The sequence below is a fragment of the Streptomyces umbrinus genome, assembly GCF_030817415.1.
In the GTDB taxonomy this organism is placed as follows: domain Bacteria; phylum Actinomycetota; class Actinomycetes; order Streptomycetales; family Streptomycetaceae; genus Streptomyces; species Streptomyces umbrinus_A.
Genome location: NZ_JAUSZI010000002.1, coordinates 7,362,064 through 7,376,675 on the forward strand (window position 1 = coordinate 7,362,064; position 14,612 = coordinate 7,376,675).

At 68.3% G+C, this 14,612-nt stretch carries 14 protein-coding genes; 5 read left to right on the forward strand and 9 right to left on the reverse strand.

The features are described 5' to 3' along the window. Positions 1–11: 11 nt before the first annotated feature. A complete protein-coding gene (locus tag QF035_RS32590; protein ID WP_307523988.1) occupies positions 12–218 on the reverse strand; it encodes a DUF397 domain-containing protein in 207 nt (68 codons plus the stop codon). Then, positions 219–1,064 carry a helix-turn-helix domain-containing protein gene (locus tag QF035_RS32595; RefSeq protein WP_307523989.1) on the reverse strand — a complete coding sequence of 282 codons (846 nt, stop codon included), beginning with the start codon at positions 1,062–1,064 and terminating at the stop codon, positions 219–221. A gap of 213 nt (positions 1,065–1,277) precedes the next feature. Between QF035_RS32595 and QF035_RS32600 the strand changes: the two genes are divergently transcribed. Continuing rightward, positions 1,278–1,910: an ATP-binding protein gene (locus QF035_RS32600; protein WP_307523990.1), complete on the forward strand. Its 633-nt coding sequence runs from the start codon at positions 1,278–1,280 to the stop codon at positions 1,908–1,910. Here QF035_RS32600 and QF035_RS32605 read toward each other — a convergent pair. Beyond that, the gene (locus tag QF035_RS32605) at positions 1,907–2,659 is read right to left on the reverse strand and encodes an HNH endonuclease (RefSeq protein ID WP_307523991.1); all 753 of its coding nucleotides are present in this window, start codon (positions 2,657–2,659) and stop codon (positions 1,907–1,909) included. The genes QF035_RS32600 and QF035_RS32605 overlap by 4 nt on opposite strands. 161 nt (positions 2,660–2,820) lie before the next feature. Between QF035_RS32605 and QF035_RS32610 the strand changes: the two genes are divergently transcribed. Then, positions 2,821–4,011 (forward strand): DNA cytosine methyltransferase, encoded by a 1,191-nt coding sequence (locus QF035_RS32610; protein ID WP_307523992.1) that lies wholly within the window; start codon positions 2,821–2,823, stop codon positions 4,009–4,011. Here QF035_RS32610 and QF035_RS32615 read toward each other — a convergent pair whose 3' ends face one another. The 3 genes from QF035_RS32615 to QF035_RS32625 form a co-directional block, all read right to left on the reverse strand. Further along, positions 4,012–4,410, reverse strand: coding sequence for a very short patch repair endonuclease (locus QF035_RS32615; protein WP_373466768.1), 399 nt, complete (start codon positions 4,408–4,410; stop codon positions 4,012–4,014). A gap of 99 nt (positions 4,411–4,509) precedes the next feature. Then, positions 4,510–5,466, reverse strand: a complete 957-nt coding sequence (locus QF035_RS32620; RefSeq protein ID WP_307523994.1) for a NaeI family type II restriction endonuclease — start codon at positions 5,464–5,466, stop codon at positions 4,510–4,512. 34 nt (positions 5,467–5,500) lie between these two features. Continuing rightward, positions 5,501–6,514 (reverse strand): SEC-C metal-binding domain-containing protein, encoded by a 1,014-nt coding sequence (locus QF035_RS32625; RefSeq protein ID WP_307523995.1) that lies wholly within the window; start codon positions 6,512–6,514, stop codon positions 5,501–5,503. Positions 6,515–6,743: 229 nt separating this feature from the next. On the opposite strand from QF035_RS32625, the gene QF035_RS32630 reads away from it, so the two are divergent. Further along, positions 6,744–7,583: a class E sortase gene (locus QF035_RS32630; protein ID WP_307523996.1), complete on the forward strand. Its 840-nt coding sequence runs from the start codon at positions 6,744–6,746 to the stop codon at positions 7,581–7,583. 65 nt (positions 7,584–7,648) lie between these two features. On the opposite strand, the gene QF035_RS32635 is transcribed toward QF035_RS32630, so the two are convergent. From QF035_RS32635 to QF035_RS32645, 3 genes are read right to left on the reverse strand one after another with little or no spacing between them, the layout of a single operon-like run. Then, positions 7,649–9,940 carry an ABC transporter substrate-binding protein gene (locus QF035_RS32635; protein ID WP_307523997.1) on the reverse strand — a complete coding sequence of 764 codons (2,292 nt, stop codon included), beginning with the start codon at positions 9,938–9,940 and terminating at the stop codon, positions 7,649–7,651. 2 nt (positions 9,941–9,942) lie between these two features. Continuing rightward, on the reverse strand, positions 9,943–12,162 hold the full coding sequence (locus tag QF035_RS32640; protein ID WP_307523998.1) for a bifunctional serine/threonine-protein kinase/ABC transporter substrate-binding protein: 2,220 nt from the start codon (positions 12,160–12,162) through the stop codon (positions 9,943–9,945). After that, the gene (locus tag QF035_RS32645; protein ID WP_307523999.1) at positions 12,159–12,989 is read right to left on the reverse strand and encodes a hypothetical protein; all 831 of its coding nucleotides are present in this window, start codon (positions 12,987–12,989) and stop codon (positions 12,159–12,161) included. The genes QF035_RS32640 and QF035_RS32645 overlap by 4 nt, the downstream gene beginning before the upstream one ends. A gap of 274 nt (positions 12,990–13,263) precedes the next feature. Here QF035_RS32645 and QF035_RS32650 point away from each other — a divergent pair, with 274 nt between their 5' ends. Together QF035_RS32650 and QF035_RS32655 are read left to right on the forward strand one after the other, a co-directional pair. Continuing rightward, positions 13,264–13,578 (forward strand): DUF6412 domain-containing protein, encoded by a 315-nt coding sequence (locus tag QF035_RS32650; protein ID WP_200397946.1) that lies wholly within the window; start codon positions 13,264–13,266, stop codon positions 13,576–13,578. Between the two features lie 187 nt (positions 13,579–13,765). Beyond that, a complete protein-coding gene (locus QF035_RS32655) occupies positions 13,766–14,530 on the forward strand; it encodes a YidC/Oxa1 family membrane protein insertase (RefSeq protein ID WP_307524000.1) in 765 nt (254 codons plus the stop codon). The last annotated feature ends 82 nt before the right edge of the window (positions 14,531–14,612 follow it).

The window sequence follows — 14,612 nt, forward strand, 5'->3', positions numbered from 1 at the left end:
GTCGCCTTCTCTCAGTTGTCCTGGTCCAGCCGAACAGCCAAGAAGCTGCCCCACGCCTCTGCTGATATCGCTACGTGAGGCCCCTCCGGCCGCTTGGAGTCCCGTACCAGCACACCGGTCGGCACGTAGGTAGCCTCCAAGCACTCGGTCGTGTTGCCGCCGCTGTACGACGACTTGAACCAGGTGTGGTCAGGAGCGAGCTGAGGGCCGATGGACATTCATAGCTCCTTGCGGACGCGGTGGATCAGGGATGAGGAAGCTTCCATGTCCAACGCTTGTGCGCGAAGGTACTCGAACGCAAGTCTGTAACGCTCCAGTTCTTCGTCCTTCTCCAGGAACAGCGACCCGGTGTGGAAGTCCACATACACGACGTCGAGAGCAGGTTCGCTGCCTCCGATCATCACGAAGCTTCCGAGGGCCGCGGAATGGGCGCCTTTGGAGAACGGAAGTACTTGGAGAGTGATGCTCGTGGACTCGTTCGCTGCAAGCAGCCGACCGAGCTGCTCCTTCATGGTCTCCGGCGAGCCAACGACGCGACGGATCACAGACTCATCGAGGATCGCCCACAACCGCGGGGGCCTGGGCCTCGTAAGGATGTCTTGCCTCTTCATCCGGATGTCCACGAGCCGCTCGATCTCGGCCTGCTCCAGACGTACTTCGTTGGCCTGCTGCAGGGCTGTGCTGTAACCGCGGGTTTGCAGGAGCCCGGGAACGTAGACGCATGAGAAGTGATCCTCGCGTACAGCCTCATCCTCAAGTGTGAGCAGAAGGTTCATGCTCTCGGGGATGGAGTCGGCGAAGGAGTTCCACCAACCCTGCTGCTTGGCGTCCTTGGCAAGACCGACAACTGCCCTGCGCTCGGCGTCAGTTGCTCCGTACTCGCGGCAGAGTGCGTCAATCACCAGCCACTTGACCGGCCCGGCTTGGGTCTCGTACCGGCTGACGGTGGCCTTGGAGACGCCAACGAGCTGCCCGGCCTCCTCAAGCGTCAGCCCTTTGTGGGCGCGCAGCTTGCGCATCATCGCGCCCAGCTGACGGCGCCGGGTCGTGGTTCGGACTGACATGCGACTCCTCCACGCGTGCGCCGGCCCCGCCCGGGGATCTCAAACAGGCTAGGCGGCACAGAAGTTGAAGTACCAGCAGATTCACTCGATGGATACTTGTGAGAAGTTACACAGTGAGACTTCTCTGTGCCATGCTCTTCTGCAGATCGCTACGCAGTGCAGTCGTGCGAACACGGCAGGCGCGGCACGCGTGGCATGGAGGGAGGAGTGGCCATGACCGGCTACGAAGTCACCGCACCCCGACTCCGCTGTGTTCTCCCCTTTGAGGCAGAGCCGGCGGAGGTGCGTTTGCTTCGGAGGGCTGCCTCGGCACAGCTCAACCTGTGGGGAATGCGTGAGGCTGCCGAGGAAGCAGAGCTGCTTGTTACTGAGTTGGCGACGAACGTCATCAAGCATGTAGGGGAAGGTGCTTCGGCGACCTTGATCCTTGAACTGCAGAGCGAGCGACTCCGTGTCGAAGTCCACGACAAGAGCCACGTGGTCCCGTCCCTCGGGTCTGCAGGCTGTGATGAGGAATGCGGTCGCGGCCTGCACTTGCTCGCGGCCTTGGCCGCGGACTGGGGAACGGTCCTGTCGGCGGCGGGCAAAGCGGTCTGGTGCGAGGTAACGCTTGACTATGGCCCTGCCTGCCGCCGTGTCGAGCGCGCTGTCGGCGCCCTCGAGAGTTATCAGGAAGCCTGCGGAGGTGCCGTCCTTCACGGTGGCAGAAGAGATACCGGGCTTGAGGAGTCGGCGGTGGAGCTGATCGCCGATCTGCTCCACTGGACTGCTGCCCGGGGATGTGATCCAGACGGCATCCTCGAACGGGCCCAGATGCACTACGAAGCCGAGGCGGACGCGGCCTAGTGGGCGCTGTTCTGTGCGGACTTCCGTATCTCATCCCGAAGGGCGCCCGGAGTACGCCAGGATTCACCGGGACGGCTCCTGTGGCACATGCGGTGACAGTTGGAGCACACGCATGCGAGATCCTCAAGCTTGGTCCTCCGGAGACCGGAGAGGTAGAGGGGAGTGACGTGGTGCACTTCGATGTAGCCCTCGCCGAGGTCTCCGTAGATGCGGGCGAAGTTGAAGTCGCAGACCTCGCACGTCAGGGGGCGCCCGTCACGACTAAGCTGCCGGATTTTCTGCTTACGAAGCTTCGGGTCCCGCTCGCGGGCGAGCGCCCGGCGGACGAGGAGCCGTCCCTCGATGGCCGTGAACCCCTCGTCGTCGTCGACCTCGTCGGGCTGCCGGGGCAGGAGATGCAACTCGCCGGATCCGATGCCCTCTTCGATGGCCTGGGCGGCTTGGAGCATTTCGGGCTCGCGCTCAGTGAACGCCTTGATCATCTGGAGAGTGGGCTCGCCGCAGCGGGTGGGCTTGCCGGAGTAGGAGCCGTAGTTCGTGGCGAAGTCCGTGGTCTTCCGGCTGACGCTGTCCAGGGAGCGGAATTCAGGCAGGGCCCTGGCTTCCGGGCTGTGAATCGGCAGCGAGCGCAGCAGCTCGGACAGTTCTTGCACCTCCTGGTCGCCGGTCCTCAGCTCACGCCAGCCGTTCTTCACGACGAGCGCTCCAGCCAGCACGAGTTCGTCTTCAGTCCACGCAGGGCTCTTCATGAGCAATATCGTATGAGTGTTCGGCGCGGCGGAGGGTGCGTGCAACGAACGCCGCGGCATGTTGCACACTGTGTCGAGTCTCGTTGTCAGTGGGACCTGTCACCCTTAGTGATGGTGGATTGCAAGGTGTGTCTGCCGCTGTACGGCTGTAAGGAGGGGGCATGACCCGCATGAACGAAGTCGAATACACCTCGGTGGAGATCTGTGCTGGAGCAGGAGGGCAGGCCATCGGCCTGCATCAGGCCGGTTTTCGGCACCTCGCGCTCGTAGAGATCGACTCTCATGCGGTGAAGACGCTCGCTGAGAACATCAGGATCGATAGGGAGTGGAGCTGGGAGAGGGCGCACTGTGACGTTCTGTCAGTGGACGTCAAGGAGTTCTCTCCGGCCAGGGACCTCAAGAAGAGCGGCGAGCTGCTGGGGAGGCATGAACTGGACCTCCTGGCGGGAGGCGTCCCGTGCCCGCCGTTCTCGCACGCCGGCAAGCAACTAGGCAAGGACGACGAGCGCGATCTCTTCCCACGAATGCTGCAGCTCGTCCAGGAGCTGAAGCCGCGTGCCGTGATGATCGAGAACGTGCGCGGGATCATGGATCCGAAGTTCTCCGACTACCGCGACTGGATCGTGGCTCAGCTCCAGGGCGGCACTTATCGAGGCGAGGACGGTCAGCAAACTCGCACAAAAGGCCTTGGCTACACCGTCTGCAAGTGGGGGATCCTGGAGGCCAGCGACTTCGGAGTCCCGCAGCTTCGTCCGCGGGCGATCCTCGTAGCCTTCCGTAATGACGTCATCAAGGACGTGAAGTACGAGTGGCCGACGCCGACACATGAGGAGCCGGTCAGCGTCGCGGACCGGCTTGAGGAATCCATGCTGGAGCGGTACGAGCGGTACTTCAACGGGGTTCATGAAGCTCGGGCCCGCAAAGCCTATGGCCGCTGGCTCACTCAGGCGCGGAAGCGGGATGCCGAGCTCAAGGGCAAAGGCGGCGGTATTGCACCGACGCTGGTCGGGGGGTCCAAGAAGCACGGTGGAGCTGATCTCGGCCCCAGCCGCGCTAAGGCTGCATGGAAGCAGCTCGGTGTCTGTGGGCTTGGGGTTGCCAATGACGCTGAGACCTGCGCAGAGAAGGGCACTGAGGATCGGGATCTCTTCGGGGAGGGCGGCCCGATGCTGACGGTGGAGCAGGCCGCGATCATCCAGGGGTTCCCACGCAAGTGGCAGTTCCAAGGCGGCAAGACGGCGCAGTACCGGCAGGTTGGCAATGCCTTCCCGCCACCAGTGGCCAAAGCGGTCGGAGAGTCGATCATCGACGTCTTGAAGGCTGCGCGTGAGCGTGACCGTAAGAAGCGCTGATCAGCTGTTCCTCTCCGCAACAGAGTTGCGGCGGTGCTTGACCTCGGTCGCGATCTGCTCCGCGCACTCTGCTGATGGCTGATGTTCCCAGAACCGGAGCACCGTCCAGCCGGCCTCGGCCAGGCGCTGGTCGGTATCCCGGTCGCGGGCCATGTTTCGGGCCACTTTGTCCGACCAATAGCCCGGGTTGGTTTTCGGCGGTACATAGTGTTCTGGGCAGCCATGCCAGTAGCAGCCATCAATGAAGACCGCGATCTTCACCGGACGGAAGACCATGTCGGCCGTCCGGCGAAGATCAGGAAGAGGCTTGGCTGCGACACGGTAGCGAAGTCCTTGAGCGTGAACGAGCCGACGGATCATGCGCTCCGGAGTGGTGTCCCGGCTGCGGATGGCCTGCATGTTTCGGCGGCGCGCTGCTGATGAGGCCCAGGACCCGGATGGCGGAGTCCAGGGCGAACGGCCGTCTTCGTGCTCTGTGTTCGTCATTGGGCGCTGCGATCAGTATTCGGCAGGGGCCGGGACGGGAGAATCCCCCTCTTCCCAGACTGTATATTCCTGGCCGGAGATTTGCGTGGATTTTCTGGTCGGCTCAAGGTCGTCTGCGCAGGCAACGCGAATCGCGATCCACGATCCTTTTTCGGGTACTTGAAGGCCCAGTGCGCGAGCAATGTGAGGATGCTGTTTCTGATGGCCGAGGATCATGATTCCCTCGTTACGGAGATGATGACGGGCGTCACGTACTCGCTTCAGACTGTCGTCCTGGCGGGCCACCGTGAGGACAGTATTACGGTTTACCAGGCGATCTTGTACGCGGCGAAATAGTTCATTGGTGCGCGCCTGTCCGCTGGCCCCAGTCTTAAAGATTGCGTTCCTGTCTGTGTCCGAGAGGGTCAGCAGAATGTTCTCAGGGAGTCTTCCCTCAGGGATAATCCACTGTATGGCGCTCCGCCCGGCGACTGACGGTGTGCGCTTGCCGTCCCTGTTCTTTCCCACGTTCAAGAGGGTGTCATGGATTCGGAGCAGCCCGATCTGATAGCTCGCCTTGAGGTCATTCGCCCTGATCAGTAGACAGATGTGCCCGTCGGCTTCGCGTGGAATTGTCCAGTTGTCGCCGCTTGTGAATTTCGAGTCCACGTCGTGGCTGAAAATGGAGAAATCCATCTTCTTTCCGCGGTCGAGGTTGAATTCGGCGCGGGTGATGATCTCGACTTTTGTTCCCAGGTAAGTTTTTTCTGTTTTTTCGAGATCTTTAATGTTGAAGCGACCTGTTCGCTGTCCGTCGAGAACTTCATCGATCGACTGACGTAGCACCTGGCCGAATCGGGCTTCGAGGTTCGGTTGCATCCTGAGCCAGTTTTGAACCTCAAGTAAATTCGGGTCAGGGTCGAGGCGGGATGGCGGGTTTGCAACCTTCAACGCTGCCGCAATATCGCGTCCGAAAAGAGAATCTTCCAAGAGTTGTCCTCAGGGAGAGTGTTTACAAGGTCACTTACGTCAGGCCGTGGCACTCCCCATACCCCCGCCCCGACCCACACCAACAAGACGCCCCCCGCTCCGGCGGCCAAGCCTCAGCCCTCCCCCTCGCCGCCAAAGTCGTCGCGTACTGCGGCAGCAGCGACGCATCCCCGGGCGAAGCCCCCTCCGAGGCGGCGAACGCCTCATAAGAAGGAACCGTGCCCGTCACGATGCCAAGGTTCGGCGTGCCCGAGGCCGCAAGCTCCCTCAGCGAGCTCTCTATCGTCGCCAGGTGTTCCTCATGGGACGGGTACTCCGCCGCCAGGGACGGGTACGCCGACACCAGCTCCGCCAGTTCCGGCGCCGGCCAGTGCAGTACCGCCACCGGGAACGGACGGGACAGAGCCTCCCGATACGTGCCCAGCTCTGCCCGTAGGCGTGAGATCTCCGCCTCCAGTTCCGCTGGGTTGTCGGAGCCCAGGGACCAGACGCGCTTGGGGTCGTGGAGTTCGTCCAGGGAGACCGGGGAGGAGTGGAGCGTGTCCGCGAGGGCGTCCCAGTTGTCGTGGGGGAGGCCCAGCATGCGGCGTACGCGGTGGCGGCCGAAGAGGACCGGGTGGGTCGCGTACGGGGGTTCGGGGACGTCGGTCAGGAGGTGGGTCGCCGCCTCTGTGAACGTCTGCTGTGCCGCTTCGAGCTCGTCGTGGGACTCCAGGGACTCGGCCACGATCACCCAGGGGGCCGGGTCGCGGGGTGACGCCGCGCGGACGCCCGCGATGATCGCCTTCGCCTCGGCCTCGTGGCCGTACTCCCAGAGGTTCGCCGCCTTCAGGGCCCGTACCAGGAATGGGTTCTCCAGGGGGGTCTCGCTGGAGAGGAGACGGTCGTAGAAGGCGGTGGCTCGCGGGCGGTCGTCGGCCAGTTCGAGGTGGGCCGCAGCCTGCAGCAGCAGGTGCTCGGCGTCCTCGGGGTAGAGGCCGGCGGTCCGCTCCAGGCGTGCTGCTTCGGCGTTGTGGTCGACGTACTCGGCAGACGTGTCGGGGCGCATGGTGGACACCGTACTGCCGACCGCCCGGCGGAGGAGAGGTATGGGCAGGCCAGGGGTGAGATCGGGGGTGGGGGCATGAGGAGTCATGGGTGGTCGTGAGCGGTGGGGAGGAGCGGGGCGTTCATGGGGATGGTGAGTTGGGGCCTCAGCCCTTATCGTGCGGCCCCGGCCCCGGCCACTTGCCACCAACCACCGGCCGAGGCCCCCGCACGGAGGGAGGCATACGCGCATGCGAGTCCCCGACATCCGTCGAGTCCCCGTCGTCCATCAGCAGGCCCGGCGGCGGCGTGCCCGCTACGCCCGTCTCCTCTGGAACGGCGCCGAGATCCTCGTAACCCTCGGTGTCGTCCTCATGCTCCTCGTCGTCCACCAGCTGTGGTGGACGAATCGGCAGGCCCGGGAGGGCGCCGAGAGGAAGGTCCAAGCCCTGCAGCGGGAGTGGGAGGGGAGGGCCGGGGACGGGGAGAGCGATCCGGCGGGCGGCGGATCTGTCTCGGACGGTGGCTCCACCTCCCCCGGCGACAGCGACAGCGACGGTGACCGTGACGGTTCCGGCGCCGGCTCCCGGTCCGCGCCGGACTCCGCCTCCGCCGCCAGCTCCACCCCCCGCCCCCGCTGGACCCAGGCCTACGCCATCCTCACCATCCCCCGCCTCGACCTCCGCGTTCCGATCGCGGAAGGGATCAGTAAGGGGAACGTGCTCAACAAGGGGTACGTCGGCCACTACCCGGGGACCGCGCAGCCCGGGCGGGCCGGGAACTTCGCGCTCGCCGGGCATCGGAACACCCATGGCGAGCCGTTCCGGTACATCAACCGGCTGCGGAGGGGGGACCGGATCGAGGTCGAGACCAGTACCGCCGTCTATACGTACGTCGTCGACAGGACGCTGGCGCAGACCTCGGCGGGGGACGGCGGAGTGATCCGGGAGGTCCCTCGCAGCACGGTCAGAGCGGGGTACGGCTACACGGACCCCGGTTACTACCTCACGCTCACCACGTGCACTCCGGAGTACACGTCCAAGTACCGCCTGGTCGTCTGGGGGAAGCTCGGCTCCATGCGGCCGCGCTGAGCCGCCCTGCCGAGCCACCTCGCTGAGTCACCCCGCCGAACAGCCCAGGTCCCGGGCCCGCCGGATCAGGCCTCCTTCACCCGGTCGTAGCGGCCGAGGAAGTCCGGGGTGCCGTTCCGGACCCGGTGGAGGAAGAGGCCGTTGACCCAGCGGAACTCCTTGGTCACCGGATCGAACTCGATGGCCTTGGCGAGCCCCTTGTGGGTGGTCTGGCGGAGCCTGCGCACCATGGCGCCCCGCTCGGGCTCGACGCTGCCCAGCTCGCGCATGCCCTGGGCGACGAAGAGCAGCGCGTCGTACGCCTCCACCGCGAAGCGCTCGACGGTGCGTACCCCGAAGCGCTTCCTGTACGTCTTCACGAAGTGTGCCGCGGCCGGCAGCTCGGCCGGGTCGACGTAGGTCGTCACCATCACCCAGCCTTCGGCTGCCCGGCCCGCCTCCTTGAGGAACGCGGTCTGCAGGACGGGTTCCGGGGCCATACGCGTGCCCCGGAATCCGGCCTGTTCCAGCGCGCGGGCGCAGCGGGCGGCCCGGTGCGGTGAGGAGCCGGCGTACACGACGGCCTGCGCGTCGGAGGCGAGCACGGCGGCGGCGACCGTGTCGAAGTCCTCGCTGTCCGCGGGGACGACATGGGTCGTGGTCGTGCCTTTGGAGGGCGGGTACGTGGTCAGGGTTCTGACGATCTGCCAACTGGTCCGGTTCGCCGCCCTGTCGTCCACGAGGGCGGTCCTCCGGCTCTTCTCGACGTTGGTGAGGTAGTGGATGAAGGGTGTCGACAGGGTGTTCTCGTCGGGCCTGAGCCGGAAGTACGCGCGGGTGGTCGACAGGGAGTACTCGTCGTCGCCGCCGGAGGAGACGGTCACGATGGGCAGCAGGCCCTTCTCGTAGCGGGACACGGCGGTCCCGGCCGCGGTGCTGCCGGTCGGGCCGATGACGGCGTACACGTCGTGGTCCGCGACGAATTTTCCGGCCATCTCCTCGGCGCGCTTCGCCTGCCCGGCGTCGTCGAGGACCTTCAGCGCCAGGTCGAAGGCGCGGCCGTCACGGGAGCCGGAGTTGAAGTCCGCCACGGCGAGCCGCGCGCCCCGCTCCTGCGCCCGGCCGATCGCCCTGTCCGGTCCCGACAGGTCCGCGTGCAGCCCGATGACGTACCGGGGCAGCGGTCCGGAGCGCGTCGAGCCGTCGCCGCCGGCCTCGGGCCTGGAGGCGGCCCAGGCCGCCAGTCCTCCGCCGGTCAGGACCACTCCGGCCGCCGAACCCAGCGTCAGCAGGCGGCGCCGGGAGAGGGCGGGCCGCTCCGGCGGCTGCACGAGCGTGACGGGCCCGGGGGCGGGGGCGGGGTCGGGCAGGGCCAGGACGGCGGACGAGCGTTCCGCGATCAGCCGGGGCAGCGCGGGCGGCAGCCAGTCGTCCTCCCGCCCACTCACTGGCCCACTCACTGGCCCGCTCTCCGGCCCGCCCTCCCGCCTGCTCTCCCGTCCGCCCTCCGGCCCGCTCTCCGGTCCGTCCTCATCGGCCAGGGCGTCTCGTACCTCCTGCGCGGTGGGCCTGGCTTCCGGGGCCTTGGCGAGGCAGGCGGTCAGCAGTGGGACCAGGGTCCACGGCACGGCGTCCAGGTCCGGTTCCTCGTGGACCGTACGGAAGATGACGGCGGCCGCGGTGCCGGTACCGAACGGGCGGCGGCCGGTCGCCGCGTACGCCAGGACGCAGCCCAGCGAGAAGACGTCGCTCGGCGGGCCGATGTCTCCGCCCTGCGCCCGCGCCTGTTCGGGCGAGAGATAGCCGGGCGAGCCGATCACCACGTCGCTCGCGGTCAGCGCGGTGGCACCGGTGGACCGCGCGATGCCGAAATCGATCAACCGGGGCCCGTCCAGGGCGAGCAGGACGTTGCCCGGCTTGACGTCCCTGTGCACCAGGCCCGCGGCGTGCACCTCGGTGAGCGCTTCGGCCAGCCGGGCGCCCAGGGCTCGTACCGTACGTTCCGGCAGCGGCCCGTGCAGCGTGACGGCCTCGGCCAGCGACGGGCCCGGTACGAAGGCGGCCGTCAGCCAGGGTTCGCGGGCCTCCGGCTCCGCAGCGGTGACCGGTACCAGCCACCGTCCGGTGAGCCCGCTCGCCGCCTCGGCCTCGCGCCGGAAACGGGCCCGGAAACCGTGGTCGGCCGCGTACTCGGCGCGGATCACTTTCAGCGCGACCAGCGCCCCGCCCGTCGAGCGGGCCAGGTAGACCACGCCCATGCCGCCCGCGCCGAGCCGGCCCAGCAGCCGGTGTCCGCCGACGGACGACGGGTCGCCCGGCCTGAGCGCGCGTACTCCCGCGTGCACTCCCGCGCGCCCCTCCGACTGCCCCCCGCTCACCGCTACACCTTGGAGGCGGCTTCGCCGACGTAGCGGAACCGGCCGCTCTCGACCTGGTACAGGGATACGCCCCAGCCGGTGAACTGGCCGTCCGCCGGCTGGAAGGCGAACTCCTTGGTGACTCCCTTGTAGCGGCTCTTGCGCAGCAGGCCCACCAGCTCCTTGCGCGTCGGCGGCCTCCGGCGCTTCGTGGCCTTCAGCACCTCCTGGAGTACGAGGTTGACGGTGTCGTACGCCTCGGCGGCGTAGGAGCCGGGCGCGGCGTCGTAGCGCTTGCGGAAGGCGGCGGTGAAGGCCTTCGCGGCCGGTACGGCGGAGGGGTCGACGAAGGAGGAGGTCATCAGCCAGCCCTCGGCCGCGTCCCCGGCCAGCTCCAGGAACTCCGGGTCGAGTACGGCCTGCGGCGCGAGCCGCGGCCCGTCGAAACCGGCCGTCGCCAGCTCGCGGGCCACCCGGGCGGCGCCTGGCGCGTAGCCGGAGTAGATGAAGGAGTCGATGCCGGCCCGCAGCATGTCGGTGACGACGGCCTTGACGTCCTCGGTGCCCGCCGGGATCACCCGGGGGTAGGGCGGGAGGCCGTGCGTGCGCAGCATGAGGGTGGTGCTCTGGGCGGAATCCCAGGAATACGTCTGCGCGGTGCGGTCCTGGAGCAGCCCGGGCAGCCGCGCCCCCTTCTGCCCCGCGAGACGGACGGCGAGTGCCATGGAGATGATCGGGTCGGGGGCGCGGCACTGCAGGAAGGACCGGTATTCCTGCGAGGTCATGAGCAACCCTCCGACCGAGACGGACAGCAGCGGCAGCAGGGCCTCGTCGTACGTGGCGAGGACCGCTTGGGCCGTTTCGTCGTTGGACGGGCCGAGTACGGCGAGCACGTCCTCGTCCTGGATCAGCTTCTTGGCCGCGGCCGGTGCGCGCTCCGCGCTGCCGCCGTCGTCAGAGGTCTTCAGTGTGAGCTCGAAGGGTTTGTCCTTACGGGAGTTGAACTGCTCGACCGCCAGCCGCGCGCCCCACTCCTGCGCCTTGCCCGCCATGCGCCGGGTCCCGCTCAGATCCGCCTGTACACCGATCGCCCAGCGGCGGGCCCCCGACGCCGACGTGCCCTTGTCCTCGTCGCGCAGGACGGCCCAGGCCGCGGTTCCGCCCGCCGCCATGAGTACCGCCGCGCCGGAGGCCAGGAGCAGCCGGCGGCGGCCGGGCGACGCCGGTTCTGTGTCCCCTGGTGGTCCGGCGGGTGCTTCGGCGGGTGCTTCGGCGGCGGTCGGCTCGATGTCGGGGAGCGCCAGCATCTCGGACGAACGGTCGGCGATGACCCGTACGACGCCCTCGGGCAGCCAGTCGATCTGCCCGCCCTCGGGGACCGCGTCCTCGACCAGCAGCACGGTGCCGATCTGCTCGGCCGTCGGACGGTCAGCCGGGTCCTTCGCCAGGCACATGAGCAACAGCGTCAGCAACTCGACGCCGGCTTCTGCGCCCTCACCGCCCTCACCGGCTTCCTTGCCCTCCTCGGCCTCGATGCCGGTCAGGTCGGGTTCGTCGTGGACCGTGCGGTAGAGCAGGGCGTCGACCGTGCCGGTGCCGAACGGCGGTCGGCCGGTCGCCGCGTACGCCAGCAGGCAGCCCAGCGAGAAGATGTCGCTCGGCGGGCCCAGTGCCGCGCCGCGTGCCTCGGCCTGCTCGGGGGAAAGGAAACCGGGTGTGCCGACGACCAGGTCGGTGGAGGTGATCGCGGTCTCGTCGGTCGCCCGCGCGATCCCGAAGTCGATCAGGCGCGGGCCGTCCACGGCGAGCAGGACGTTGGCGGGCTTGACGTCGCGGTGGACCAGACCGGCCGCGTGCACCTCGCGGAGCGCGGCGGCGAGCATCCTGGCCAGGACGAGCACGCTGCGGGTGGGCAGCGGGCCGTGACGGGCGACCGCCTCCTCCAGCGAGGGGCCGGGTACGAAGGCGGTGGCCAGCCAGGGCTCGTCCGCGTCCGGGTCCGCGCCGGTGACCGGCACCGCCCAGGGGCTGGTCACCCGGCGGGCCGTCTCGACCTCACGGCGGAACCGGGCGCGGAAGTCCGGCTCGTCCGCGTACTCGGCCTGGATGACCTTGACGGCGGCCAGGCTCCCGGCCTTCGTACGGCCGAGGTAGACCACGCCCATGCCGCCCGCGCCGAGGCGGGCCAGTAGCCGGTGTCCGCCGATCGAGGCCGGGTCGGTGGGAAGCAGCGGCCCGCTCATTCCGGCGCCTCCAGTTCGCTTTCGACACGGCTCACCATGGCGCTCTTCCCTTGCACGAGGGCGGTGTTGACGTCGTCCGCGGACCGGCCCTTGGAGCCCTTGCCGACGGCGGCGACGGTGACCTGGCCCACTCGGCTCTGCGACCAGTAGTAGTGGTAGGGGCCGCCGAGTTCGTCGCTGTAGTACTTGCCGCCTTCGGCGAGCATGTCCTCGGCGGTCAAGTTGCCCATCAGACCGAACTCCGAGCCCAGGGATCCCAGCCCGGTGATCCGCTCACCCTGGCGGAGCTGCTGGTCGGGGCAGCGCAGCGCCTCCTCCAGTGTTCCGGCCATCTCCCAGTCGGCGTCCTTCACGGTCCGGTGCACGGTGACGACGGCGGCGACGCGGATGGGGCCCTTGCCGTCCTCCGCGGGAAGTTCGCTGTAGCGGGTGAGGGTGGCGAGCACCGTCGCGGGCAGTGGCTTGAGCTGCCAGACGCAGTCCCTGTCGAGTACGGGCCGGAGGGCGGGGTCACTCTCGTACGGGCTGCGCCTGACGAAGCCGGGGCCCCATCTGGCGGGCGTCGCCGCGACGGCGCGGGCCAGGCGTAAGGCCTCCGCGCGGGTCTTCGGCGCGCGGCCGGGGTCGGGGGTGAAGTCCAGGCCCGTGGCGCTGGGACTCGGGGTGGGGCCGGAGCGGGTGTCACCGCTCGCGGCCGGGCTCTTGGAGCCGGTGGATCCGGACCCGGTGGGCTTGGCGGTTCCGTCGCCCCCGCCCCCCGAACAGCCGGCCAGTAACAGCCCGGCGGACAAGACGCCGACGCCCAGCCGCACACGTCTTCGGCTCACCATCAACTCCCCCAACTCCCCACACACGTACGCGTGTTCCCCCGCAGGGAGAGTAGCGACTATGCCCCTGGGGTACTACGGCTCCGGCGGAGTCCATCGTTCCTCGGAGCCGGAATTTCCGCGGAGCGAACGAGGAGTGCGGCGGCCGGGGTGCGCGGCCGCCGTGGCGTGCTGCTCACCGGCGGCAGCCGCTCCCGGAGGCGGATCCTGTATAACGGCAGGAGAGCACAGAGCGACACAGACCTGACGGACTCAGAAGGAAGGAGTGCAGCCGATGACACGGACCTGGGCGCAGCTGAAGCCCGCCGTGCTGCTGCTCGTCCTCCTTCTGCAGGTGGCGCTCCTCGACACCGGCAGCCTCGCCGGAGCCGTCGCCGTCACGTTCGCGGCGACCGCCGCGGCCGGGTCCGCGCTCGCCGCCTGCTCCCTCATCGCCTCACGGCTCGCGCCCGCCGTACCCCGTACACGGGTCCGTACGGCGATGCGCGACCGTGAGAAGCGCACGGCGTTCCTGCCGCAGCGCGACCCCGACGCCCGGGGGCGCAGGCGTCCCCGAGCACCCGGCCGTTCCCTCCTGACGGCCGCGTAGGGGACCACTCTTCGGGATTCGGGACTTCGGGACGCTCTCAGAGCGTCCGCAGGAGATTTCCGGAGAACCTCAGCAGACCCCCTCGCGGGTCGTCATGCCGACGTACGTCACGTCTCATCTCCTCGGCACGACGAGACCCACGGAGGGCTCATCCATGTCCGGCTTCTCTTCCCTCTTCTCTTCCTTCATGTCCGCGTTCGCGAGCCTCGTCGAGGGGCTCGCCGAACTGCTCGAACCGCTCTTCCAGGCCTCCGCCGCGGCCGCCGCGATCGTCCTGTTCACCGCGCTCGTACGCCTCCTCGTGCATCCCCTGTCCCGGGCCTCGGCGCGCGGGCAGCGGGCGCGGGCCGCCCTGCAGCCGCAGATCGCCGCGCTGCGCAAGAAGCACGGCAAGAACCCCGAGAAGCTCCAGAAGGCGGTGCTGGAGCTGCACGCCAAGGAGAAGGTCTCGCCGCTCTCCGGCTGCCTGCCCAGCCTCTTCCAGCTGCCGGCCTTCTTCCTCCTCTACCACCTGTTCTCGAACTCGCGGATCGGCGGCGAGGCCAACTCCCTCCTCGCCCACCAGCTCTTCGCCGCGCCGCTCGGCGGCCGGTGGGCGGACGCCCTCGGCGACGGCGGGGTCCTCGGGGGCGCCGGGCTGGTGTACCTGGCCCTGTTCGTGATCGTCGCGGCCGTCGCCACCTTCAACTACCGGCGTACGAAGCGGATGATGGCGGCAAATGCTCCGGTGGCCGCGGCCGACGGCGACCAGGGTGCGCAGCAGGTGCCCGGGCTCGGCGCGATCACCAAGGTCATGCCGCTGATGTCCTTCCTCACGCTGTTCACCGTGGCGGTGGTACCGCTGGCCGCGGCGCTGTACGTGGTGACCAGTACGACGTGGAGCGCGATCGAGCGGGCCGTGCTGTACCGGGACATGCCGGGGGCGGCGCCGGCCGCCGCCGTGCTCGGCTGACGCGCAGGAGGCCTGTCGGGCGGGCGGTTACGGTCCAGTCCGTGAACCAGGTATTGCGGACTGGACGCCGACCTTGGACGAT